The following is a 23,950-nucleotide window of genomic DNA, read 5'->3' as shown; positions in this document are numbered from 1 at the left end:
TGCCCTCCGTGGCGCTCTCCGGTGACTGAGCGCTTGAGTTGGCGGGTGAGTGCGTGAGTTGACGGAGACCGTGGATACGGTGCCACCATGTCGACCCCTGCCTTCATCACGGAACTTCGCTCGTTGGTCGGCCAGCGTCTGCTCTGGCTCTCCTCCGCCATCGCTGTCGTCCTGGACGACGAAGGCCGCGTGCTTCTCGAGCGCCGCGCGGATACCGGGGCTTGGGTCCTGCCCGGCGGCATCATTGACCCGGCCGAGCAGCCAGCCGATGCGGCCGTCCGCGAATGCTTCGAGGAGACAGGGGTGGTGGCCGTCCCGGAGGCATTGACCTCGGTGACCGTCTCGGAGCCGATCACCTACTCCAACGGCGATCAGACCCAATACCTGGAACTCACCTTCCGCTGCCAGGCGGTCGGAGGTCGAGCCCGCGTGAACGACGCAGAGTCCCTGGAGGTGCGTTGGTATGCGCTGGACGCCCTACCCGAACTGGATGAAGGCAATCTGAACCGGCTCACCCGGGCCCTGGAATACAACGGCGGGACCGCCTACAGCTTCTCAGGACTGGCTGAGGTAATCGGGCTGCCTTCTTGATAGAGGGCCCGGGTTCACCTCAGCCGCCCGCACCGGGATTCATTGAGGCAGGTCAGCAGCCTGTATGCCGTCCGGTAGCAGAAGGCCCAGCGGCGGATTGGTGAGCCCGAACCGCGGTGGGTCGCTAAAATCAGCCACCGCACTGAGGTCGACCGTGCCGCCGGTGAAGCGGGCCGGCCCTGCCATTGAGTAGCGGATCTCCACACGATATTCGGCGAAGTTGACCTTGCAGCCCTGAAAGGATGCCCCGGTGAAGTCGACCAGCCCAGCGGCGAACTCGGCATCCTCGAAATGCACCTCGCCCGCCTCGAACTTGGCGTCATGGAAGTCCACATCCGCTCCGGTGAAGCGCGCACCATCGAAGGTAACCCAACCGCCGGTGAACTTTGCCCGATGGAAGCGCACATCACCGCCACGGAACTCGGCGGAGCGAAAGTAGACGCTGCTGCCTTCGGCGAACTCAACGTCGTCGAAGACAACCTGATCCTTGTCATGACCGGCAACCACAACGTTGACGAAGACGACGTCGCCGCCGGTGAACCGCACCCCTCGGAAGTCAGCCCCGTCGAGAACGGCGCCGGTGAAGTCGAGATCACACCCTTGCCAGGACACCAGCGCTCCGTCGCGCAGATGGGCGGCGATGAGCCGCAGCACGGTCACCCTGACCTCGCGTTCGCGTCGCCAGACGGTCAGCCTGTCAGTCTCCTCGGGCGGGTTCGGATCGTGCGGCATCCGCAAGTAGCCGCAGAGTACATCGATGCAGGTCTGCCGTTCCTCCGACCAGTCATCGGCGACCCGCGCCATCGCATACGCGCCCGCCATCCGTACGGCCGGCCACTCGGAGCCGAGTTGCTCGGCCGCCGCTCCGAAGCGGGTCGTCATCGCGATGGCGTGCTCGCGCAGATCGGCGGCTTCGCTGAAATGTTGCCGCCGGTAGGCCACGACCAGGGCCACGACCCCGCCGACTCCCGCCACGACCGTCAAAGCAATCTTGATGGCGTCGTAGGTTTCACTGGGCTTGAGCGGCCCGGCCGAGGCCAGATACGGTCGCCCGAGCAGAAGCCAGAGCAGCGCCAGTACCGCCCCCGCCACCCCCACCGCGATAAGCAGAAGCAGGGTGACGTGCAACCCCAGCGACCAGCGCATCACACCCCGCCGTGAACCGACACGATCTCGCACGGGCTCACTATCGCAAAGCGCGGTGCCATACGACCAGGCAATGATCAGTCAGGTGCATCGCGAAGCGACGTCGCTCATAGACCCCGATGCGCAGTCTCCTGTGCGACTTGCCGTACGACACCGAGTCAGCAGGAAACGGATCTTCAGCCAACCGATCACAGGCCGTCAGAGCCTCAGGCAGCCCGTGCGGATCGTCCATGAACCGCACCAAGTTGCCACAACGAAGAGTAGTCAATTGATAACTTACAGTTGTGGCCAACTCCCCCCATGAAGCCCTCCACAGGATTTTCCAAGAGGACACCTCCCTGTTCGCCCGAGCCTTCAACCGTCTGTTGGGTGTCGCCCTGCCCACCCCGCGCGCGGTGTCAGTGCTCAACACCGACGCCACCGAGATCCGCCCGCTGGAACGGCGAATCGACACTGTGCTGCTGGCCGAGGTTGAGACCGGCGACCAGGTCGTGATCGTCGAGTCGCAGACCGAGCGCGATGACGACAAGCTCATCAGCTGGCCGTACTACATCGCCTACCTGCACGCAAAGTACGAGTGCCCGGTGACGTTACTCGTGATCTCCCCCAAGCAGACCACTGCCAAATGGGCACGACAACCCATCGAGATCGGGCCGGCGACCCTCCCCTGCATGGTGGTGCGCCCGTTCGTGCTCAGCCCCGACAACGTCCCCGCCGTCACCGACCTGGCCCAAGCGTGTGAGGACGTGCTCTTTACGGTCTTCTCGGCGCTCACCCACAGCCGCTCCGAGCAGGCGGCTGCCATACTGAAGGTGCTGGCCACCGCCCTGGACACCATCGATACCGACACCGCCGGATACTTCGCCGAGTTCACCGAGGTGGGGCTGGGCGACACGACCGCACGAAAGGCATGGAGAACGCTGATGTCGACCCAGAACTACCGGTACGTATCCCAACTCCGAGCCGAAGGTCGAGCCGAAGGCAAGGCCATGGCGATGCTGAACGTCCTCGACCAGCGTGGGATCCACGTACCTCAGACGGTTCGCGACCAGATCCTCTCCTGCACAGACACCACAGTCCTGGACGGCTGGCTGAACCGCGCGCTCACCATCACCTCCATCGAGGACCTCTTCGCCTGATCCACCGATTCGGGTCACGCAGCAGAGTCGCTCCGAAGGTGGTTCAGGAACGTGCTCCCAAGCACGGCCCACTCCCCATCGCCGCGAATCGCCTCGACGGTCCGCGCCGACGCTGGAGGCACCGTGCCGTTCACCCTGAGCCATCCCGCCATCGTGCTGCCACTGGCGCGCGGACGGTTGGTGCCCTCGGCGATGGTGATGGGGTCGATGGCACCCGACCTGCCGTATTTCCTCCCGTTCTTCAAGGAACGCTGGCTCACGCACATGTTCATCGGCACGGTCACCGTCGACCTGGGCCTCGCCCTGCTACTGCTCGCCGTCTTCCATCCGCTGCTCAAATGGCCGCTGATCGCGCTCTGCCCGGCCTGGGTCCGTGGCCGCGTGGCAGTCCCGGCGCGGGGCTTCGACGAGCTCCGCATGAACGACCTCGGCTGGGTGCTGGTCTCGGCCGCGATCGGTACCTTCAGCCATGTTTCCTGGGATGCCTTCACCCATCCCGACGCCCCGGGTGTGCGGTGGTGGCCCGCGCTGGCCGAGCCGCTCGCGTTCGGCCTGCCCGGGTTCAAGGTCGCGCAGTACGGGAGCGGCGCGATCGGCCTGCTGGTCATCGCCGGATGGGCGTTCTGGTGGCTGCGGCACGCCACACCGGCCGCGGACGAACCGGCCGGCCTGCCGGTCCGCCACCGCGTGGCCACCCTGACCGGAACGGTGGTGGCGGGGCTCGCCGGCAGTTGCTACGGCGCCCTCTCCTGGCTGCCGCTCAACTCCGATCGCTCCGACCTCCACGCCAGGACGGTCGGCGGGGTGATCGGCGCGATGGCGTTCGCGACGCTCGCGCTCATCGCCTACAGCCTGGTGTTCCACGCCCTTCGCCGCCGGGCCCCCCGTCCGGCGGACGGCTCTTCCCCTCGGCGTGCCACTCCGGCCCGCCGGCCTCAGTCCTCGTCCGAATCGAGGAGTTGACCGCGAAGACGTTCCATTTCGCGGCGGTCGCGTTTGGTGGGGCGGCCCGCGCCACGGTCACGCCGTCCGATCGGGATCAGGGCTTCGCGCGGCGGCGGTGGTGGGCTGTTGTCGATGAAACAGTCCGCGGCAACGGCCGCCCCAACCCGTTTGCGCACGATCTGCTGCACGATGACGAGTCGCTCCCGCCCGCCATGACGCAACCGCACCTCGTCACCGGGCCGCACCGGAGTGGCCGCCTTGACGCGTTCGTCGTTCACCCGGACATGGCCGCCCCGGCAGGCGGCGGTCGCCATCGAACGCGTCTTCACCAGCCGTACGCACCAGATCCACACATCGACCCGCACGGTGCCCTGATCCGTCACCATGGCACGACCCTAACGTCGCCGGTCGGCCGGGGCATCGGCGGCGGTGCGATCACCGCCCTGCCTCGGCCCGGCTCAGGTTTCGGGCGGCGGCGTGACGGGCTCGTGCCGGCGGAGCGGCGGTGACTGGGCCAGCCGGATGCTGCCGTAGAGGATCAGGCCGACGCCCACGACCTCGGGCACCGCCCAGGCCTCCAGCCTGATCTCCTCACCGAACAGCCCGACGCCGTACGCGATGCTCGCCACCGGGTCCGAAACGTTCAGCGCCGGTTGCACGGCGACCAGCGTTCCGCTGCGCAGCGCGTACTGCAGGAGCAACAGGCTGCACAGGCCGGCCGCAACCATGGCGTACGCCGGCCATGAGGTCAACAGGGAGTACGGGTCCTCGGCCAGAACCTTCGTGGCCTCTTTCATCAGCGCGGCGGTGAAGGCGAAGCCCAGGCCGGCCGCGACGCCCAGGACCACGGCCCGGCCCTCCCCCCTGAGGATCGCCGCGAACGCCACCAGGCCCCCGATCACCCCGATGGTGACGACGGTCGCGATCGCCCAGCCGGCCCGGTGCGGAAGGCGATCGCCCTCGGTCGGGCCGGCCGCGACGAGCAACACGACCAGTCCCACGGTCAGGGCGCCGATCGCCAGCCAGGACTCCGTGCCGAGCCGGATCCGGAACAGCCACGCGATAAAGATCATCGTGAACGGCAGTTCGGTGACGAGAATGGGCTGTACGAGCGCGAGCCCGGCCTGGCTCAGAGCGGCGACCTGGAAGAGGAAGCCCGCGATCAGCGCGCCGATGCCGTACAGCCAGACGGGCCGGCGGATCAGGTACCGCATCAGCCCCAGCGGTGACGTCCGGTTCGCCGGGGCCGTCCGCGCCGCGTGCCGCTGCAGCACCGATGCGAGCGCGTTGCTCACCGCGGCGAGCACGGCCAGGGTCACCGCGATCATCGCTGTTCCGCACTCACGGCGACCACTGCCCCTCAGCATCCCCGCCACGCCGTCGATCCGATGGTCGGCGATGCGTCGGTCCGAAGGCTCCTACCGCCACCTTCTCACGGAGTGTCATGATCTGATCACGCCATGCCGTCCTCGCGGTGCGGTTCCGAGACGCCAGGAGTTTCCGGCAGGTCCGCGCGCCCGTCATAATCTTGGCGGCCACGGGCCCGCGCCCGTGCGCCGTGGCGGTCGCCGGCGACACCCCCGTACGCCGGCGGCGACAGCACGTGTCCCGGATTGGAGCGTCCGACGATGAGGCCGACCCCCGGTATCGAACAGCGCCGCATGCTCAGGACGGCGATCCCCGGCCCCCGCTCGGCCGAACTGCACGCGCGCAAGAGCGCGGCGGTGTCCGCCGGTGTCTCGACGGGGCTGCCCGTCTACGTCGAGCGCGCCGGTGGCGGCATCCTGGTGGACGTCGACGGCAACCAGCTCATCGACTTCGGATCCGGCATCGCCGTGACGACGGTCGGCAACGCCGCGCCCCGGGTGGTGGAGCGGGTCCAGGAGCAGGTGGCGGACTTCACCCACACGTGCTTCATGGTCACGCCCTACGCGGAGTACGTCGAGGTCGCCGAGGCGCTCAACGAACTCACCCCGGGCGACCACGAGAAGCGCTCGGCGCTGTTCAACTCCGGTGCGGAGGCCGTGGAGAACGCCGTGAAGATCGCCCGGTCCTACTCCGGCCGGCCGGCCATCGTGGCCTTCGACCACGCCTACCACGGACGCACGAACCTGACCATGGCCCTCACCGCGAAGAACATGCCCTACAAGCACCGCTTCGGGCCGTTCGCGAACGAGGTCTACCGGGTACCGATGGCCTACCCGTACCGCTGGCCGACCGGGCCGGACCACTGCGCCGACGAGGCCTTCGAGCTGTTCGTCTCCCAACTGCACGCGCAGGTCGGTGAGGAGAACACCGCGGCGGTCATCATCGAGCCGATCCAGGGCGAGGGCGGCTTCATCGTGCCACCGCCCGGCTATCTCAAGCGGGTCGCGAGCTGGTGCCGCGAAAACGACATCCTGCTCATCGCCGACGAGATCCAGACCGGTTTCTGCCGTACCGGCGACTGGTTCGCCAGCGAGCACGAGCGGATCGTCCCCGACCTCATCACCACGGCGAAGGGCATCGCCGGCGGCCTTCCGCTGGCCGCGGTGACCGGGCGGGCCGAGGTCATGGACGCGGTGCACGGCGGCGGGCTCGGCGGCACCTACGGTGGCAATCCGGTCGCGTGCGCGGCCGCGCTCGGCGCGATCGAGACCATGAAGAGCGACGATCTCGCCCGGCGCGCCCGCGACATCGAGGCGATGGTCGTCCCGCGGCTGCGCAGGCTGGCCGACAAGCACTCCGAGATCGGTGACGTGCGAGGACGGGGTGCGATGCTCGCCATCGAGTTGGTGACCGGCCCAGGCCCGGCGAAGACCCCCGACCCCGCGCTGACCGCAAAGATCAACGCCGCCTGTCACACGGCCGGCCTGGTCACCCTGACCGCCGGTACGTACGGCAACGTGCTGCGGTTCCTGCCACCGCTGTCGATTCCCGATGATCTGCTCGTCGAGGGTCTGGATATCCTCGAACAGGCCTTCACCGAATCGGCCTGAATCCCTCTGAGTTAGGTTCCCCCATGCCAGACATCACGCCGTTCCACCTGTCCGGTGTGCCCACGACCGGGGCGGACACCCTGCGTGTGACGTCCCCGTGGGACGGATCGCTCGTGGGTGTCGTGTCGGTTCCGACCGAGGCACAGGTCGAGCGGGCCGTCGCCGATCTCGACGCCGTACGCGCGGAGGCGCTGGCCACCCCGGCGCACGTCCGTGCGGCCGCCCTCGACCACATCTCGGCGGCGCTGTCGGCCCGCGCCGAGGAGTTCGCGGCACTGATCACCGCGGAGAACGGCAAACCGCTGTTCTGGTCCCGCGGCGAGGTCGCCCGGGCGGTCTCGACCTTCCGCTGGGCCGCCGAGGAGGCGCGCCGGTTCTCCGGCGACCTCCAGCGACTCGACACCGACGCCGCCGCCACCGGGCGGCTCGCGGTGGTGCGGCGTTTCCCGCGCGGTCCCGTGCTGGGCATCGCGCCGTTCAACTTCCCGCTCAACCTGGTCGCGCACAAGGTCGCCCCGGCCATCGCGGTCGGCGCCCCGATCCTGGTCAAGCCGGCACCCGCCACGCCCCTCACCGCGATGCTGCTCGCCGAGCTCATCGCCGAGACCGACCTTCCGGCTCGCATGGTGTCGGTGCTGCCGGTGCCGAACGACAGGATGGCGCCCCTCGTGCTCGACCCCCGGCTGACGGTCGTCTCGTTCACCGGCTCGGGCCCCGTGGGCTGGGCCATCCAGGAGCAGGCCCCGCGCAAGCACCTCACCCTGGAACTGGGCGGCAACGCGGCCGTCGTCGTCAACGACGACTGGCCGGACCTGACCGCCGCCGCCGAACGGATCGCGCTGTTCGCCAACTACCAGGCCGGGCAGTCGTGCATCTCCGTCCAGCGCGTCCTGATCCACACGGCGGTCCACGACGCCTTCGTCGAGGAACTGGTGACGGCCGTCGAGAAGCTGACGACCGGGGACCCGACCGCCGAGGGCGTACAGGTCGGCCCGGTCATCAACGACGCCGCGGCGGAGCGGATCATCGCGTGGGTGGACGAGGCGCGCGACGCGGGCGCGTCCGTGCTCACCGGCGGCACGCGTCAGGGACGCGAGGTGGCCCCGACCGTCCTGTCCGATGTCCCGGCGGGTACCCGGATGGCCGAGGAGGAGATCTTCGGACCGGTCCTGTCCGTGGCCCGGTTCACCGACCTCGACGAGGCCTTCACCATCGTGAACTCGTCGAAGTACGGGCTGCAGGCCGGTGTCTTCACCACCGATGTGCGGGTCGCCTTCCGCGCGCACCGCGAACTGGAGGTCGGCGGAGTGATCATCGGAGATGTGCCGAGCTATCGCGCCGACCAGATGCCGTACGGCGGCTGGAAGCAGTCCGGGATCGGCCGGGAGGGCGTCAGGTCGGCCATGACCGACCTGACCGAGGAACGCGTGCTCGTCCTCACCGGCCTCGACCTCTGATCCCGCCGCACCGGCACGCCGGTGCGGCGGACATGAGATCGGCGGACGGGCGCGCCCGTCTCACATCAGTAGACGGGCGCGCCGGCCTCACGCGGAGGCGCGTGACCGTGGATGCTCAGGACGTGGCCCACGAGCGTGGTCAGCACCTTCTTCCCGGATCTCCGCTCACGCGCGTCGCACATGACGACGGGGATGGCCCCGTCGAGGTCGAGTGCCTGGCGGATCTCGTCGGGCGTGTAGTCGAACCCGTCCTCGAAGCAGTTGACCGCGACGACGAAGGGCAGACCCCGGCGTTCGAAGTAGTCGACGGAGGGAAAGCAGTCGGCCAGCCTGCGCGTGTCGGCCAGCACGACCGCCCCGAGCGCTCCGAGCGACAACTCGTCCCACATGAACCAGAAACGGTCCTGGCCCGGTGTGCCGAACAGATACAGGATCAGGCCGTCGCGGATCGTGATGCGGCCGAAGTCCATCGCGACCGTGGTCGTGGTCTTTTGCTCCACGCCGGCGGTGTTGTCGACACCGATGCTCCGGTCGGTCAGCACTTCCTCGGTCTGCAGTGGCCGGATCTCGCTGACGGCGCCGACCATCGTGGTCTTGCCGACCCCGAAACCCCCGGCGACAAGGATCTTCACCGCGAGGGGCATGTCGGCAGCGCGCTGTGCGGCCTCAGAGCGCTTGGAGTCCATGGAGCACTTCCCTCAGCAAATGTTCGTTGAAAGGCCGGTCGTCCTGCTTTGGGCGCCGAACCGCGATCAATCCGACGTCGAGGAGATCACCGAGCAGTACGCGGATCACTACCAGGGGAAGCCGCAACTTCGCCGAGATCTCCGCGACGGACAGCGGACGGGCGCACAGCTCGAGGATGGCCAGATGCTCCGGCCACACGTTGGGCGACGAGAACGGCGCCGTCCCAACGGTCGAGATGATAGCGATCATCTCGAAGCCCTCGCCGCGGGTTCCGGGGCTGGTGCGGCCGCGCGTCAGCGCGTACGAGCGGACCAGAGGGCCCGCCTCCTCGTCGAGCCATTCGCTTCCATGACCGGTCATCAGCCGTCACGGTCCCTCGTCGTTCTTTACGGGCTGGGTGCGCCCGCGCATCGTGCCCTTCTGGATCGACGACAGCATCGACCGCATTTCCTCCGGTGACCGGTCACGACGCTCACCCGGATCAGTGGGCGGCGCCGGAGCCGACTCGTCGTACAACTGCGGGGCGAGATTGGCCTGGCGGACCCGCTGAGGCAACGGCGGCTTCCTGCCGCTGCCGCTGCCGCTGCCGCTGCCGCGCCGGCCGCCGGGCTGCCGCTGGATGCCCTCGGGCGGGTGCTGCCGTGGCGGCGGCGGCTCGGAATCGGCCGGCTTCGGTGCCGGACGTGCCCACTCGAACGGCTGCGGGGCCGACGCCTGCGCCGGGGCCGGTGCCGGGCGTGCCCGCTCGAACGGCTGCGGGGAGTTCGGCGGTTGACCCTGACGGGGCTGATCCGGTGGCGGCGGGTTCTGCTGACGCCCGCCTTGCGGGCCTTGCGGGCCTTGCTGGCCGAGATGGCCTTCGTCGCCGTGATGGCCTTGGACCGGCGGCCGGTCGAAGGGCCGTCTGATCGCCGGTGGCACCGGGGCGGCGGGCTCGGCCGGCGGTCGCCGGTGCGCCGGCGGGCGCGGTGCCGCCGCGGGCGGTTCGCCCGAGTGCAGGCTCAGCACCGTACCGGCTCCGGGCGCCGCCGAACCGCCGTCCTGAGCTCCGCCCCGGACCGCCCCGACGGGATAGAGCGCGTCCTGGCTGCGGCGGGTGAGCGCGAGCGGCCGATCCCCGCCCTCGGGTTCGAGCTGCTCCTCTTCGCCGCGGACCACGATCTCCTCGGGCAGCAGGACGATCGCGGTCATGCCGCCGTACGGCGACGTGCGCAGCGTCACCTTGATGTTGTGCCGCTGGGCCAGCCGGCCGACCACGAAGAGGCCGAGCTGCGCACTGTCGGACAGGTCGAACTCCGGCGGATTGGCGAGGCGTTCGTTGGCCCTCGCCAGGCTCTCCGGGTCCATGCTCAGACCGCGGTCCTCGATCTCGAGCGTGAAGCCGTGCCCCACCGCCTCACCGGTCACCTGCACGGTGGTGTGCGGCGGTGAGAACATCGCGGCGTTCTCGATGAGCTCCGCCAGCAGGTGGATGATGTCGGCGACGGCGACGCCGGTGATCGACGCCTGCGACATGGGCGCCACCGTCACCCGCGTGTAGTCCTCGACCTCCGAGGCCGCCGCGCGCGCCACGTCGACGACCGCGACCGGGTTGCGCCAGCCTCGTCCGGGCGCCTGCCCGGACAGGATGATGAGGCCTTCCGCGTGACGGCGCATGCGGGTGGCGAGGTGGTCGAGGCGGAACAGGTCCTCGAGCTCGTCCGGCTCGGCGCCCCGGCGCTCCATCGAGTCGAGCAGGTTCAGCTGGCGGTGCAGCAGAGATTGGCTGCGGCGGGCGAGGTTCACGAAGACGTCACTGACGCTGCGGCGAAGCGCCGCCTCTTCGACCGCGCCCTGGATGGCGGTCCGCCGGGCGGCGTTGAACGCCTGGCCGACCTGGTCGATCTCCTTCGTGCCGAACGACAGCGGCGGCGCCTCGGCCGCGACGTCGACCTCGTCACCTCTACGCAGCCGCTGGATCACGCTCGGCAGCCGGACGTCGGCGAGGTCGAGCGCCTCTCGCCGCAGGCCGCTGAGTTCTCGGATGACCGAGCGGGCGACCCAGATCGCCAGGACGAGCGACGCGACCACCGCGATGAGGCCGAGCGCACCCGCGAGGACGACCCGCAGGATGATGCCGTCCGCGATCGGCGCGGCGCGCGACTCGGCGGCGGCGGACAGCGAAAGCTCCAGTCCGCGCAGCCGGGTGAGGTTCGAGTCGGCGGTGGTCTTCCACAGGACCGCGGTGTCGGGGCTCGCCCTGACCCGAGCGGGCGAGCGGACGTACCGGTCCTCGAGCACCCGAAGCCGGTTGTACTCAGGCGTCGTGGTGACCTGCTGGTAGTAGGCCCGGTCGGCCTCCCGCAGCTCCAACACGGACAGGTTGTACAGGGAGTGCTGGGTACCGACGAGCTTGACGAACTCGGCGTGCTCGCCGGGCGTCATCCGGCCGACGGCCAGCGCCCCGGCCAGCAGCGCGTCCTGTTGGGCCAGCGTCTCCCTGGCCCTCGTCAGCGCGACCTGGCTCCGCGCGTCCCGGGCCACCTCGGGGTTGCTCAGCGTCGACAGCGATCCCTGCAGCGTGCCGACGTCACCGAGGATGTCGGTGTAGCTGGTGAAGGCCTGCGACCTGCTGGTCGAACCCGCGTCGATGGCGGCGCGCTTGTTGGTGAGCTCCTGCAATCGCGCGATGATCTCGTTGGCGAGCTGCTTCGCCTGGTCCGGTGCCACGTCCTGGGCACCCTTGTCGGCGGCCAGCCCGCGGAACAGCTCGGCCTGCCGGTCGGTGACCAGTCGGCCGGACTCCATCGCGGCTCGGTCGCCGGCGGACTTGCTGCCGAGGAACACGATGGTCAGGCGACGCTCGGCCTGGAGCGCGCTACCGAGCGCGCCCGACGGGTAGCCGAAATGCTCCTGGACCGTGCGCACGTTCCTCAGGTTCAGCCCGTCGCCGAGAGCGATGCTCGCCGCGAAGGCCCACAGAATACTGAGCGACACGAGCGAAACGAGAAGCAACAGGATGATCTTAAATCGGATGGATCTGAACCGGCCGGCCTTTGTTCTGGTTCTGGTACTGGCACGACGATGGTTGATGGCGGATCCCACTCAACGGCCCCTTGATCGCACTGCGACAGGCTTTTGGTCAGTTGGATGGATGGTTCTCGGCTTGAACGCCGGAGAGCCTACTACGAACGAATCCCGCCGTAGGCGATGTCGAGAGATATCTAGATCATACGGATTTGAGCTTCACACTCCGGCCGACCCCCCTAAAATCGCCGAGCGTGATGTACAAGAGCCAGCCCCAGCTGATGCCGTCCGTACACCGAAGCCCATTGCCGCGCGGGCGCCGGCCGGCGCGGCACCACCGCATACGAGTGCGATTCGCCTCCGCCGCGGCCGCGACGGCGTTGTTGGCCGGCGCCTGCAGCGGCTCGGATTCGGGATCGGAGGCCGTCGCACCGCCCCTCTCCGCGCAACAGGAGATCGGGGCCTCTGAGGGCCGGCTCAATATCGTCACCTGGGCCGGCTACGCCGAGGACGGGACGACCGACAAGACCGTCGACTGGGTGACCCCCTTCACCAGGGCCACCGGCTGCCAGGTGAGGTCGAAGGTGGCCGACACCTCCGACTCGATGGTCGCCCTGATGAAGACCGGCCAGTACGACGGCGTGTCGGCCTCCGGTGACGCCAGCCTGCGGCTCATCTACGGTGGCGACGTCGCTCCGGTCAACACCGGCCTGCTCAGCAACTACCCCGACATCGCGCCCTACCTGAAGAACCAGCCGTACAACTCGGTCAACGACCAGATGTACGGCGCCCCTCACGGTTACGGCGCGAACGTGCTGATGTACCGCACCGACAAGATGCCGCAAAAGCCGACGTCATGGAGCGTCGTGTGGGACAAGAACTCCCCCGCCGCCAACCATGTCACCGCGTACGACTCCCCGATCTACATCGCCGACGCCGCGCTCTACCTCAAGGCCCACCGGCCCGACCTGAAGATCCAGGACGTCTACGAGCTGGACGAGAAGCAGTTCAACGCCGCCGTCGACCTGCTCAAGCAGCAGCGGCCGAACATCAACCAGTACTGGCACAGCTACATCGACGAGCTGCAGTCCTTCAAGTCCGCGGACAACTACGCGGGCACCGCGTGGGAGGTGACGGCCAACCTCGCCAAGGACGAGGGTGTCCCGGTCGACACCACGATCCCGACCGAGGGGGCCACCGGCTGGTCCGACACCTGGATGATCTCGTCGAAGGCCCAGAACCCCAACTGCATGTACAAGTGGATGAACTGGATCACTACGCCGAGGGTCCAGTCGCAGGTCGGCCAGTGGTTCGGCCAGGCGCCGGCCAACCCGAAAGCCTGCCGCTACACGGCCAGTGGCTTCTGCGCCACCTACCACGTGGGCGACGCCGAGTTCTACAAGCGCATCGCGTTCTGGAAGACGCCGGTCGCCGACTGCGGCGACGATCGCGGCACCACCTGTGTGGACTACTCGCGCTGGGCCCAGGCCTGGACCGAGATCAAGGGCTGAGTGAGTTGACTCACCGGAGTGGCGTGGGTGCCCTGGGTGGTACAAGAGGCTAGAGATCACTAGAGTGACGGCCTGCCGAATCTTGACTGAGGAGCCCAAGGGTTTGATTGAGGAGTCCAGGGAAGTGAGCCCCCCGGCGCAACGACTTGCGGTCGGCCTGCGCGGGGTGCGGAAGATCTTCGGGGACGTCGTCGCGGTCGACGGCGTGGATCTGGACATCCGCGACGGTGAGTTCTTCGCCATGCTGGGCCCGTCGGGCTCCGGCAAGACGACGGTCCTCCGGCTGATCGCGGGATTCGAGTCGCCGACCGCCGGCACGATTCACCTCGGCGGCGACGAGGTCAGCAAGCGACCTCCCTTCGAGCGGGACGTGAACACGGTCTTCCAGGACTACGCTCTCTTCCCCCACATGAACGTGATCGCCAACGTGGAGTACGGCCTCAAGGTCAAGAGGGTGTCGAAAGCGCAGCGTCGGGAGCGTGCCGTCGAGGCGTTGCGCACCGTACGGCTCGAGGGCTTCGAGGCGCGCAAGCCGGGGCAGCTGTCGGGTGGCCAGCGGCAGCGCGTGGCGCTCGCCCGGGCCCTGGTCAACCGCCCGAAAGTACTCCTCCTCGACGAGCCGCTCGGCGCGCTCGACCAGAAGCTCCGCGAGGAGATGCAGGTCGAGCTCAAGGCGATCCAGCGCCAGGTCGGCATCACCTTCCTGTTCGTCACCCACGATCAGGAGGAGGCGCTCACGATGAGCGACCGCGTGGCGGTCTTCAACGCGGGCCGGATCGAGCAGGTGGGCACCCCGGCGGAGGTGTACGAACGGCCGGCATCGGCGTTCGTGGCGGGGTTCGTCGGTACCTCGAACCTCATCCAGGGCGAGGCCGCCGAGTCGGTCCTGGGGCGTACGGGCATCTACAGCGTCCGCCCCGAGAAGATCCGCGTTGACACCCACCTCAACGCGGAAGTGCCAGTGGGCGAGCACGCGGCGGCCGGCACGGTCGCCGAGGTCGTCTACGCGGGGGCGGCCACCCGATTCGTCGTCGATCTCGACGCGGGCGGCCGGCTGATCGCTTTGCAGCAGAACCTACAGACATCGTCCATGGACGTGCTCAAGCTGCGCGACGCGCGAGTCCGGCTCGCGTGGCGGCGGGAGCACGAGTTCGCCATCCGGGAGGACGTTCCTCCCGGGCTGGTGATGGACGGTCCGCCAACGACCGTCGGCTGACGGTCGCTTGGCATTCGTTCCGCCCAACCCCCAACCCCCATTGAATCGGAGACACACGATGCGCTCAGTGCGCTTCGCAATCACCGCACTCGCAGCCGTTGGCCTGCTGGCCACCGGCTGCGGCAGTGGAGAGGAATCGTCGAGCGAGGCACCCCCTGCCGCCGCCGCCGGATTCACGCCTCCCAAGATCGAGCCCCACAAGGCCCTCGGGCCGGGCGAAGGCCAGGTCAACATCGTCGCCTGGGCCGGTTATGTCGAAGACGGTTCGAACGACAAGTCGGTCGACTGGGTCTCCTCCTTCACCAAGGAGACCGGCTGCAAGGTCAACACCAAGGTCGGCAGCACCTCCGACGAGATGCTGAACCTGATGAAGACCGGGCAGTACGACGTTGTCTCGGCCTCCGGCGACGCGTCGCTGCGGCTCATCGCCGGCGGCACCGTGGCGCCGTTCAACACCAGCCTGACGCCGAACTACGCCGGGATCTACCCGGATCTGAAGAACAAGCCGTGGAACTCGGTGAACGGCGTCCCCTACGGCATGCCGCACGGTCGCGGCGCCAACATGCTGATGTACAACACCAAAGAGGTGAAGCCGGCGCCGGACTCGTGGAGCGTCGTCTTCGACCCCAACTCGCCGTACAAGGGCAAGATCACCGCATACGACTCGCCGATCTACATCGCCGACGCGGCGCTCTACCTCATGTCGACGAAGCCCGAACTCGGGATCAAGGACCCGTACGCCCTGGACAGCAAGCAGCTCCAGGCGGCGGTCGACCTGCTCAAGCAGCAGAAGCCGATCATCGGTGAGTACTGGTCGGACTACACCAAGGCGGTGCAGTCGTTCAAGAGCGCCGACACCGTGGCCGGCACCACCTGGCAGGTCATCGCCAACCTGGTGAAGGCCGAGAAGGCGCCGATCGAGACGGTCCTGCCCAAGGAGGGCGGAACCGGCTGGAATGACACCTGGATGGTGGCGGCGAATTCCAAGAACCCGAACTGCGCCTACAAGTGGCTGAACCACATCGCCGACCCGAAGGTGAACGCGCAGGCCACCGAGTACTTCGGCGAGGCGCCGTCGAACCCCGCTTCCTGTGAGCTGACCAAGGACAAGAAGCACTGCGAGACCTACCACGCGGGTGACACGGAGTACTGGAAGAAGGTCCACTACTGGACCACGCCGATCCCGCAGTGCCTGGACGGCCGTACGAACGTGAAGTGCACGGACTACGCCGAGTGGACGCGTGCTTGGACGGAGATCAAGGGATGAAATCGCCGGACCGGCCCGCCGGGCACGGCGGGCCGGTCCGCCGGCTTGCCGGCATGCTGCACCGACGGCCGTACCTGAGGCTGTCGCTGCTGCTGTCGGCGCCGTTGCTCTGGCTCGTCGTGGCCTATCTGGGGGCGCTCGCGGCACTGTTCGTCGCCGCCTTCTGGTCCACGAACGTGTTCACGGGCGACGTGGTCAAAGAGTTCACCTGGCAGAACTTCCAGGATCTGGTGACGCTCGACGTCTACCGGACGGTGATGCTGCGCAGCGTCCTGGTCGCCGTGCTCGTGACGGTGATCGACGGCCTCATCGCCTTCCCGATGGCCTTCTACATGGCCAAGATGGCCTCACCCCGCACGCGGCGCTGGCTGGTCATCGCCATCCTCACCCCGCTCTGGGCCAGTTACCTGGTGAAGGCATACGCGTGGCGGGTCATGCTCGCCAACGACGGCCTGATCGACTGGGCACTCGGCCCGTTCGGCGCGCACGGCCCGGGCTACGGCCTGCCGGCCACCGTGATGACGCTGTCCTACCTCTGGCTGCCGTACATGATCCTGCCGATCTACGCCGGCCTGGAACGGCTGCCGGACAACCTGATGGACGCCGCCGGCGACCTCGGTGCCCGCACGTTCCGCACCTTCCGCACGGTCGTCTGGCCGGTCGCCTTCCCCGCGGTCGTCGCCGGGTCCATCTTCACCTTCTCCCTCTCCCTCGGCGACTACATCGCCGTGAAGATCGTCGGAGGGAAGAGCCAGATGATCGGCAACGTGGTGTACGACAACATCGGCGTGGCCAACAACCTGCCGTTCGCCGCCGCCGTGGCCACTCTGCCGGTGGCCGTCATGGTCGTCTATCTCGTCGCGGTCCGCCGGACCGGAGCACTGGAGAATCTGTGATCACCTCCCGGTGGGCCCGCATCGCGTTCCGGCTGGCGATGGTCCTCGGCCTCGGCGTGATCTACATCCCGCTGTTCGTCGTCCTCGCCAACTCGTTCAACGTCGACCGCTCCTTCAGCTGGCCGCCGAGCGATCTGACCCTGCACTGGTGGTCGATCAGCTGGGACAACGCGGGCGTACGGTCGGCCCTCTGGACCTCCCTCAAGGCGGCTCTCGGCGCGACCGTCATCTCCCTCGTGCTCGGCACGATGGTGGCGTTCGCGGTGCAGCGGTACAAGTTCTTCGGCCGCGACACGATCTCGCTGCTGGTGATCCTGCCGATCGCGCTGCCCGGCATCGTCACCGGCATCGCGCTCAACAACGCCTTCCGCACCGTGCTGGCGCCCTTCGGGATCGAGCTCGGGCTGTTCACGGTGATCGTCGGGCACGCGACCTTCTGCGTCGTCACCGTCTACAACAACGTGCTGGCCCGGCTGCGGCGCATGGGCCTGAACGTCGAGGAGGCCTCCGCCGACCTCGGCGCCGACACGTTCCAGACCTTCCGCTACGTGACGTTCCCCCTGCTCCGCTCCGCGTTGCTGGCGGGCGGGCTGCTGTCGTTCGCGCTGTCCTTCGACGAGATCATCGTGACGACCTTCACCGCCGGGGCGGGCGTCGAGACACTGCCGATCTGGGTCTTCAACAACCTGTTCCGTCCGAACCAGGCACCCGTCGTCAACGTGGTGGCCGCCGTCCTGATCGTGCTGTCCGTGGTGCCGATCTGGCTGGCGCAACGCATCTCCGGTGACGACGCCCGCGTGATCTGACCGTGTGATCCGATCGCGTTCATCCGAACCGCTAGGAGAAAGCCCACAACATGAGTGATCAGCGCGTGACGCGAAACTTCGTGAACGGCGAGTGGACCGACGCCGGCGACGGCCGTACGGCGGAGCTCATCAGCCCCGTGACCGGCGAGGTCTTCGGAACCGCGCCGGTGTCGGGGCAGGCCGACGTGGACGTCGCGGTCGAGGCCGCGGCGGGTGCGTTCGAGAGCTGGCGCGACACGACGCCGGCGGAGCGCCAGCTCGCCCTGCTGCGCCTCGCCGACGCCATCGAGGCGCGGGCCGACGAACTGGTGGCGGCCGAGTCCGAGAACACCGGCAAGCCCGTCGGCCTGACCCATTCGGAGGAGATCCCCCCGATGGTCGACCAGATCCGGTTCTTCGCCGGAGCCGCGCGGGTGCTGGAGGGCCGGTCGGCCGGCGAGTACATGGCCGGTCACACCTCGATGATCCGCCGCGAGCCGATCGGCGTGTGCGCCCAGGTGACGCCGTGGAACTACCCGATGATGATGGCCGTCTGGAAGTTCGCCCCTGCGCTCGCGGCGGGCAACACCGTGGTGCTCAAGCCGTCGGACACCACGCCGGTGACCACGGCGCTCATGGCCGAGATCGCGGCCGAGTTCCTGCCGCCGGGCGTGTTCAACGTCTTGTGCGGTGACCGGGACACCGGCCGCGCGCTCGTCGAGCACAAGGTCCCGCAGATGGTGTCCATCACCGGATCGGTGCGCGCGGGCATGGAGGTCGCCTCGTCAGCGGCACGCGACCTGAAGAGGGTGCATCTCGAGCTCGGCGGCAAGGCGCCGGTCATCGTGTTCGACGACGCCGACATCGAGGCCGCCGCCGAGGCGATCGCGGTCGCCGGTTACTTCAACGCCGGTCAGGACTGCACGGCCGCCACCCGGGTGCTCGCCGGGCCGGGGGTGCACGACGACTTCGTCGCCGCGTTGACCGAGCAGGCGAAGCAGACGAAGACCGGGCTGCCCGACGACGAGGACGTGCTGTACGGGCCGCTCAACAACGCCAACCAGCTCGAGCGGGTCTCCGGGTTCATCGAGCGGCTGCCCGCGGGCGCCTCGGTGCACGCGGGTGGCGAGCGCAGCGGCTCACGCGGGTTCTTCTACGAGCCGACCGTCGTCTCCGGGCTCGGCCAGGACGACGAGGCCGTACAGAACGAGATCTTCGGGCCGGTCATCACCGTGCAGCGGTTCGACGACGAGGACCAGGCACTGCGCTGGGCCAACGGCGTGCAGTACGGCCTCGCGTCCTCGGTCTGGACCCGCGACCACGGCCGCGCCATGCGCATGGCCAAGCGGCTCGACTTCGGCTGCGTCTGGATCAACACCCACATCCCGCTGGTCGCCGAGATGCCGCACGGCGGGTTCAAGCACTCCGGTCACGGCAAGGACCTGTCGATGTACGGGTTCGAGGACTACACCCGCGTCAAGCACGTGATGTCCAACATCGAGCTCTGACGCACCTCCGTCGCGCGTCGAAGGATGCGACCTCGTGGGTGCCGGGTGACCTGGTCCCGGCACCCACGCACGCTGTGATCAGTGGTCGCCCCGCGTGCCCGATCATGCTCTGGGTGCTCCTTTCGTAGCGGGGAGTATTCTTCCGTTCTGACGTTGAGTTCGCCCAAGAATCGCGTTATTGACTACGGGTGAGTTGGGTCCGATAACGGCTGATCGTGATCACGCCGGTCACCCGATCCAGGCGAGCGTCGACACCGCCCCCGGGCACCGTACCGGCGCCTACCGGGAATGGCGACTCGGCCCTCTGCGGCGGCCTGGTACCGACGCGTTCACGGTACAGCGGAAAAGCACATCGCCGCCGGTACGACGAAACAACGGATTGCCACTCCGGGCCCGGCGCCGCTCTTTGGAAACAGGTGCGGTGAGCAGGCGGAGCCGGACCGCGCGAGCCTGCCCGCATCGCCGTCTCGAAGGCACTGCGACCGTGCCGGCGGCCCGTCCCACGTCGGGATCCGGACTCGACCCCATTCCCTCCCCGCCTGTTTCGAATGGACGCTCTTCATATTTAGCGGTGGCCTTTCATCCGTCCGGCGAAAAGCATGGCCGAGCGCCGAGCGCCGAACGGAGCACCGGCCGACCACCTTTCGCGGGAGGCGACCACATTCGGATCGTACGGAATTCCGCAGACGCCGGGAGACGGGCAAAAGTGAGCACGGAATTGTGGTCGGCGCGGCGGGCGGAATCGTCCGGACGATCCGCGGCCGCGAGCGGGAAATGCGGTGACCGGGTGATGTGAAAGACAAGCCGATTCCACGCGGACGATCCTGGCGTGATTACCGTAGGAGGACCGCCATCGCCGTGGTACGGCGCCGGAGCTGACGGGCGGACGCGGCCGTTCACCGGCGACGCGTGGGGGGCCGGCCCATGTTCCAGGGTGATTAAATCCCGCGCTGCCCCGTTCCAGTCTCGTTTCGCCCTCTTTCCGAGTCGCCGCCGACGATGGATAGTGGGCAGGTGACCAGCGTTTTCCCCGATCCCGCCGCGATGCTGCGGATCGCACTGGAACAGGCCCGAGCCGGCTACGCGGAGGGCGGCGTCCCCATCGGTGCGGCGCTGTTCGGGCCGGACGGCGGCCTGCTCGGGCGAGGGCGCAACCGGCGGGTGCAGGACGACGACCCGTCCGTGCACGGCGAGACCGCCGCGTTCCGCGACGCCGGACGCCAGCGGAGCTACCGCGGTACGACCATGGCCACCACCCTGTCGCCGTGCTGGTACTGCAGCGGGCTGATCCTCCAGTTCGGCATCCCACGCGTTGTGGTCGGCGAGACCCGGACCTTCGAGGGCCGGCACGCCTGGCTGGCCGAGCACGGCGTCGAGGTGATCGTCCTCGACGATCACGACTGCGTCGATCTGATGAGCGCCTTCATCAAGGAACGCCCCGACCTGTGGAACGAGGACATCGGAGTGGACGATTGAGCAGCGCTGTCCCGATCATCGACCTCACGCCGTGGTTCGAGGGGGACGAGTCCGACCGGCGCGACGTGGCGGCCCGGGTCGACGCCGCACTGCGCGCGGTCGGCTTTCTCGTGATCACCGGCCACGGCGTGCCCGCCGAGCCGCGCGCGCGGATCCGTACCGCCGCCAAGCGGTTCTTCGCCCTGCCCGAGGCGGCCAAGGAGCGGTACGCGGTGACGGTCGGCGAGCGCGGCTGGCTGCCGCCCGGCGTCGAGGCCAACGGCTACGCCGAGGGCACCGAGACCCCGCCCGACCTCAAGGAGACGTTCGCGGTGGGCGCCGACCGCCGGATCGGCGACCCGGTCATCGACGCCGAATGGTTCCTGCCGAACGTGTGGCCGAGTGAGGTCCCCGAGCTGCGGGGCCTGCTGACCGGCCATCTGGAGCGGATGCACTCGCTCGCGGACGAGTTGCTCGTACTCTGTGCCACCGCTCTCGACCTGGCGCCGGACTTCTTCACCGCGCACGCCGGTCATCCCTCGTACACCCTGAACGTCAACCGGTATCCGCCGCTGTCGCAGCTCGGCGAGCCCGAGCCCGGCCAGTTCCGGATCGGCCCGCACACCGACTTCGGCACCGTCACGATCCTGGACCGCCAGGACGGCGTCGGAGGCCTGCAGGTCTACCTGCCGGGCGGCGGGTGGGCGAACGCACCGTACGTCGAGGACTCGTTCACGATCAACATCGGCGACCTGCTCGCCCGCTGGACCGGCGGCCGGTGGAAGTCCAACCGGCATCGCGTGCTGCCGCCCGACCCGAGCGCTCCGGACGAAGAACTGGTGTCGCTCGTCTTCTTCTACGAGTGCGACCCCGACGCCCGCATCGAGTCGCTCGGCCCGCCGCTCGGCCGGATCGCCTACGGTCCCGTGCGCGCGCACGACTACCTGCTCGAGAAGCTCGACGCCATCACCATCGGCTGACCCGAGGAAGCCCCGCATGACAACGTTGCAGAACGGTTCCACGCCGTCCGGAGTCGTCGTACGGGAGGGCGAGTACGGCACGAAGATCACCACCGTCGAGCCCGGAGGCGTGGGCTTCATCCCGCTCACCGAGCGGCACGGCCGGCCGCTGAACCTGCTGTGGACCTGGGCGTCGCCGAACCTGGAGTTCGCGACCGTCTTCCTCGGCGTGCTGGCCGTCGCGGCCTTCGGGCTGAGCTTCTGGCAGGCGGTCGCCGCCATAGTGCTCGGCACCGGGCTCGGTGCGGTCGCGCACGGCGTGCTGTCGGCCCGCGGCCCGGCGCACGGGGTCGCGCAGATGGTGCTCGGACGGGTGCCGTTCGGCTTCCGCGGCAACATCCTGCCCGCCTCGCTCAACACCGTCGCCGGTGGCATCGGCTGGTTCGCGGTCAACAGCGTCAGCGCCACTCTCGCCCTCAACACCCTGACCGGCCTGCCCAAGCCCCTGTGCCTGGCCGTCGTCGTGGGCGCCCAGGTGGCGATCGCGTTCTTCGGGCACAACCTGGTGCACGCCTTCGAGCGCTACGCGTTCCCGGTACTGGCCGTGGTCTTCGGTGTCGTCACCGTCATCATCCTCGCCAAGGCCGACTTCGGAGCGCCGGGCGCTGCGGACGGCGGAGGTGTCGGCGGTTTCCTCATCGCGCTGGCCGCGTCGTTCGGCTACGCCGCCGGCTGGAACCCGTACGCCGCCGACTACACCCGCTACCTGCCGCGCGACACCGACCGGCGCGCGGTGGGCCTGTTCGCCGGGCTCGGCGTCTTCGTGGGCTGCACCGTGCTGCAGATCGTCGGGGCGGCGTCGGTGACCATCGGCGGCAAGGCCCTTGAGGACCCGACCGGCGCGTTCACCGGGCACCTGCCGTCCCTGATCGGCGATCTGACCCTGCTGGCGATCACGCTCGGCGCAGTGGGCGCCAACGCCATCAACATCTACTCGGGGTCGATGTCGTTCGTGACGCTCGGGATCAGGCTGCCGCTGCCGTCGAACGTGCAGCGGGCGATGGTCGCGCTGGTCTTCGGCGTCGTCGGGCTGGTGGTCGCGTACTTCGGCCTGGACGACGCCGGTCACGACTACGAGACGTTCCTGCTGATCATCGCCTACTGGATCGGCCCGTGGCTGGGCGTCGTACTCGTCGACCTCTACCTGCGCCGCGGGAGGCCGATCGACCACCTGCTGTTCGACCCGCGGCACCGCAACCGGGCCGGGCCGATCGCGATGGCCGCCGGGGTGGTCCTGTCGGTGTGGCTGTTCTCCAACCAGGAGAAGTACGTCGGCCCGGTCCCGGACCGGTTCGGCTCCGTCGGCGACATCACCTTCGAGGCCGGATTCCTCATCTCGGCCGGCCTCTACCTGGCGCTGCGCCCCCTGCGCCGGGCCCGATAGACCGTCGGCCGTTATGGGCCGGTTCTGTTCCCATCTCCAACGCGACGAGAGAGCGCCGACCTGAGGGGTACCGCCGATGCTCATCCAGGCGGGTCGTTCCTCCGGTAGCGGCCGACGCGCTGGAGCAGGCGGGCCGCTTCGCGGACCGGATCCGTACCACCGCGCCCGGAACCGGCCATCCGTCCGGCATCCAGACCGAGGGTCGGCCGGACGCCATATGATCGCTAGACTCCCACGGCCGGAAGCCGACCCAGTGGCGGAATCCGGCGTCAAGCACCGACGATCCGGCTGACCGGGGTAAGCCTGTCCGTCCTCGCGCCGGAGTGGACGAACGAGGTCGACGTGAGATCCAGAGTGCACCCACTGTTCCCGCTCTTCTTTGCCTTCTCGGGGCTCGCCCTTGTGGGCGCGTTCTTCATGGGCGTCGCCTCCGCCGACGCCTGCACGACCAGCAGTCCCGGCACGACTCCGAGCTCCAATTGCGTCACCAAGGGCAACGGCATGGGCTCCACGGCGATCGTCCTGGCCCTCGGCGGCATGAGCCTCATGATCGGCGGCGTGGGCTTCCAGGTCGGCCGCAACGGTGGCCCGGGAACCGCCACGACGCACCACATGGCGATGCCCGCCGGTCCGCAGCAGCACTACCCGGCGCCCGGCCACCAGGCCGGTCAGGTGCCGCCCGGCGGTCAGGGCTGGTCGGGCCGGCCGCCAGCCGGTCACTGAGCCGAGACCACGCGCGCGAGCAAAGAACTCGACCTTGACCAGCCCCTGTCGGTCCTCGGGTGAGGAACAGGCTGCTGAGAACGGCGTTCAGTGTCGGCATATGCACCACCGATGGCCGAAGAGGTCGTGCGTTCTCCGACACTGGACAGAGCAGCAGTCATCACCGGGGACGGCTCCCCGGCGCGGTCACGACGTATTCGTTCGCGCCATGCCGGGAGGATTGGCCGCCGTCCGGAT

General features: G+C 68.6%; 21 protein-coding genes. 15 read left to right on the top strand and 6 right to left on the bottom strand.

Translation table 11 applies throughout. From position 1 onward, the window contains the following. The first annotated feature begins 87 nt into the window (after positions 1-87). Positions 88-591: an NUDIX hydrolase gene (locus HKK74_RS18445; protein WP_187244480.1), complete on the top strand. Its 504-nt coding sequence runs from the start codon at positions 88-90 to the stop codon at positions 589-591. Between the two features lie 39 nt (positions 592-630). Here HKK74_RS18445 and HKK74_RS41480 read toward each other — a convergent pair whose 3' ends face one another. Next, positions 631-1,770, bottom strand: a complete 1,140-nt coding sequence (locus HKK74_RS41480; RefSeq protein WP_187244479.1) for a pentapeptide repeat-containing protein — start codon at positions 1,768-1,770, stop codon at positions 631-633. 251 nt (positions 1,771-2,021) lie between these two features. Between HKK74_RS41480 and HKK74_RS18435 the strand changes: the two genes are divergently transcribed. Further along, entirely contained in the window at positions 2,022-2,876 is an 855-nt protein-coding gene (locus tag HKK74_RS18435; RefSeq protein WP_187244478.1) for a hypothetical protein, read from the top strand. A 123-nt stretch (positions 2,877-2,999) separates the two neighbouring features. Beyond that, positions 3,000-3,839, top strand: coding sequence for a DUF4184 family protein (locus HKK74_RS18430; protein WP_187244477.1), 840 nt, complete (start codon positions 3,000-3,002; stop codon positions 3,837-3,839). On the opposite strand, the gene hslR is transcribed toward HKK74_RS18430, so the two are convergent. Together hslR and HKK74_RS18420 are read right to left on the bottom strand one after the other, a co-directional pair. Continuing rightward, complete coding sequence (hslR, locus tag HKK74_RS18425) at positions 3,812-4,207, bottom strand: Hsp15 family ribosome-associated heat shock protein (protein WP_187244476.1); 396 nt, start codon at positions 4,205-4,207, stop codon at positions 3,812-3,814. The two genes, HKK74_RS18430 and hslR, sit on opposite strands and share 28 nt — an antisense overlap. A gap of 72 nt (positions 4,208-4,279) precedes the next feature. Then, entirely contained in the window at positions 4,280-5,149 is an 870-nt protein-coding gene (locus tag HKK74_RS18420) for a DMT family transporter (RefSeq protein WP_187244475.1), read from the bottom strand. A gap of 300 nt (positions 5,150-5,449) precedes the next feature. On the opposite strand from HKK74_RS18420, the gene gabT reads away from it, so the two are divergent. Both gabT and HKK74_RS18410 read left to right on the top strand, forming a co-directional pair. After that, complete coding sequence (gabT, locus tag HKK74_RS18415; protein WP_187244474.1) at positions 5,450-6,799, top strand: 4-aminobutyrate--2-oxoglutarate transaminase; 1,350 nt, start codon at positions 5,450-5,452, stop codon at positions 6,797-6,799. 23 nt (positions 6,800-6,822) lie between these two features. Then, positions 6,823-8,256, top strand: coding sequence for an aldehyde dehydrogenase family protein (locus HKK74_RS18410; protein ID WP_187244473.1), 1,434 nt, complete (start codon positions 6,823-6,825; stop codon positions 8,254-8,256). A 65-nt stretch (positions 8,257-8,321) separates the two neighbouring features. Here HKK74_RS18410 and HKK74_RS18405 read toward each other — a convergent pair whose 3' ends face one another. The 3 genes from HKK74_RS18405 to HKK74_RS18395 are packed head-to-tail and all read right to left on the bottom strand — an operon-like array spanning position 8,322 to position 11,937. Beyond that, positions 8,322-8,942: a GTP-binding protein gene (locus tag HKK74_RS18405; RefSeq protein WP_187244472.1), complete on the bottom strand. Its 621-nt coding sequence runs from the start codon at positions 8,940-8,942 to the stop codon at positions 8,322-8,324. Further along, the gene (locus tag HKK74_RS18400; RefSeq protein ID WP_187244471.1) at positions 8,923-9,303 is read right to left on the bottom strand and encodes a DUF742 domain-containing protein; all 381 of its coding nucleotides are present in this window, start codon (positions 9,301-9,303) and stop codon (positions 8,923-8,925) included. Before HKK74_RS18400 ends, HKK74_RS18405 begins: the two co-directional genes overlap by 20 nt. A gap of 6 nt (positions 9,304-9,309) precedes the next feature. Beyond that, a complete protein-coding gene (locus tag HKK74_RS18395; RefSeq protein WP_187244470.1) occupies positions 9,310-11,937 on the bottom strand; it encodes a nitrate- and nitrite sensing domain-containing protein in 2,628 nt (875 codons plus the stop codon). Positions 11,938-12,296: 359 nt separating this feature from the next. Between HKK74_RS18395 and HKK74_RS18390 the strand changes: the two genes are divergently transcribed. From HKK74_RS18390 to HKK74_RS18345, 10 genes are all read left to right on the top strand, one after another. Next, entirely contained in the window at positions 12,297-13,460 is a 1,164-nt protein-coding gene (locus HKK74_RS18390) for an ABC transporter substrate-binding protein (protein ID WP_222722437.1), read from the top strand. Positions 13,461-13,584: 124 nt separating this feature from the next. Continuing rightward, positions 13,585-14,676: an ABC transporter ATP-binding protein gene (locus tag HKK74_RS18385; protein WP_312881598.1), complete on the top strand. Its 1,092-nt coding sequence runs from the start codon at positions 13,585-13,587 to the stop codon at positions 14,674-14,676. Between the two features lie 67 nt (positions 14,677-14,743). Continuing rightward, entirely contained in the window at positions 14,744-15,943 is a 1,200-nt protein-coding gene (locus HKK74_RS18380; protein WP_222722436.1) for an ABC transporter substrate-binding protein, read from the top strand. Continuing rightward, the gene (locus tag HKK74_RS18375; RefSeq protein ID WP_187244467.1) at positions 15,940-16,839 is read left to right on the top strand and encodes an ABC transporter permease; all 900 of its coding nucleotides are present in this window, start codon (positions 15,940-15,942) and stop codon (positions 16,837-16,839) included. The genes HKK74_RS18380 and HKK74_RS18375 overlap by 4 nt, the downstream gene beginning before the upstream one ends. Continuing rightward, a complete protein-coding gene (locus HKK74_RS18370) occupies positions 16,836-17,645 on the top strand; it encodes an ABC transporter permease (RefSeq protein ID WP_187244466.1) in 810 nt (269 codons plus the stop codon). The genes HKK74_RS18375 and HKK74_RS18370 overlap by 4 nt, the downstream gene beginning before the upstream one ends. A 50-nt stretch (positions 17,646-17,695) precedes the next feature. Further along, positions 17,696-19,132 (top strand): gamma-aminobutyraldehyde dehydrogenase, encoded by a 1,437-nt coding sequence (locus tag HKK74_RS18365; protein ID WP_187244465.1) that lies wholly within the window; start codon positions 17,696-17,698, stop codon positions 19,130-19,132. A 1,014-nt stretch (positions 19,133-20,146) separates the two neighbouring features. Next, positions 20,147-20,608 carry a nucleoside deaminase gene (locus HKK74_RS18360; RefSeq protein WP_425544353.1) on the top strand — a complete coding sequence of 154 codons (462 nt, stop codon included), beginning with the start codon at positions 20,147-20,149 and terminating at the stop codon, positions 20,606-20,608. Then, positions 20,605-21,567 (top strand): isopenicillin N synthase family dioxygenase, encoded by a 963-nt coding sequence (locus HKK74_RS18355; RefSeq protein WP_187244464.1) that lies wholly within the window; start codon positions 20,605-20,607, stop codon positions 21,565-21,567. Before HKK74_RS18360 ends, HKK74_RS18355 begins: the two co-directional genes overlap by 4 nt. Positions 21,568-21,583: 16 nt before the next feature. Beyond that, on the top strand, positions 21,584-22,990 hold the full coding sequence (locus HKK74_RS18350; RefSeq protein ID WP_187244463.1) for a purine-cytosine permease family protein: 1,407 nt from the start codon (positions 21,584-21,586) through the stop codon (positions 22,988-22,990). A 342-nt stretch (positions 22,991-23,332) separates the two neighbouring features. After that, a complete protein-coding gene (locus HKK74_RS18345; RefSeq protein WP_187244462.1) occupies positions 23,333-23,713 on the top strand; it encodes a hypothetical protein in 381 nt (126 codons plus the stop codon). Positions 23,714-23,950 lie beyond the last annotated feature (237 nt).

It is taken from the genome of Actinomadura alba (assembly GCF_014323705.1).
In the GTDB taxonomy this organism is placed as follows: domain Bacteria; phylum Actinomycetota; class Actinomycetes; order Streptosporangiales; family Streptosporangiaceae; genus Actinomadura_C; species Actinomadura_C alba.
The sequence above is the reverse complement of the archived record's forward strand: the minus strand, read 5'-3'. Positions and strand labels throughout refer to the sequence as shown.

Excerpts from the sequence above, each read along its gene's own strand:
- HKK74_RS18445 (WP_187244480.1), top strand. The coding sequence starts at position 88 with ATGTCGACCCCTGCCTTCATCACGGAACTTCGCTCGTTGGTCGGCCAG.
- HKK74_RS18400 (WP_187244471.1), bottom strand. The coding sequence starts at position 9,303 with ATGACCGGTCATGGAAGCGAATGGCTCGACGAGGAGGCGGGCCCTCTG.
- HKK74_RS18405 (WP_187244472.1), bottom strand. The coding sequence starts at position 8,942 with ATGGACTCCAAGCGCTCTGAGGCCGCACAGCGCGCTGCCGACATGCCC.
- HKK74_RS18365 (WP_187244465.1), top strand. The coding sequence starts at position 17,696 with ATGAGTGATCAGCGCGTGACGCGAAACTTCGTGAACGGCGAGTGGACC.
- HKK74_RS18420 (WP_187244475.1), bottom strand. The coding sequence starts at position 5,149 with ATGATCGCGGTGACCCTGGCCGTGCTCGCCGCGGTGAGCAACGCGCTC.
- HKK74_RS18410 (WP_187244473.1), top strand. The coding sequence starts at position 6,823 with ATGCCAGACATCACGCCGTTCCACCTGTCCGGTGTGCCCACGACCGGG.
- hslR (WP_187244476.1), bottom strand. The coding sequence starts at position 4,207 with ATGGTGACGGATCAGGGCACCGTGCGGGTCGATGTGTGGATCTGGTGC.
- HKK74_RS18350 (WP_187244463.1), top strand. The coding sequence starts at position 21,584 with ATGACAACGTTGCAGAACGGTTCCACGCCGTCCGGAGTCGTCGTACGG.
- HKK74_RS18375 (WP_187244467.1), top strand. The coding sequence starts at position 15,940 with ATGAAATCGCCGGACCGGCCCGCCGGGCACGGCGGGCCGGTCCGCCGG.
- gabT (WP_187244474.1), top strand. The coding sequence starts at position 5,450 with ATGAGGCCGACCCCCGGTATCGAACAGCGCCGCATGCTCAGGACGGCG.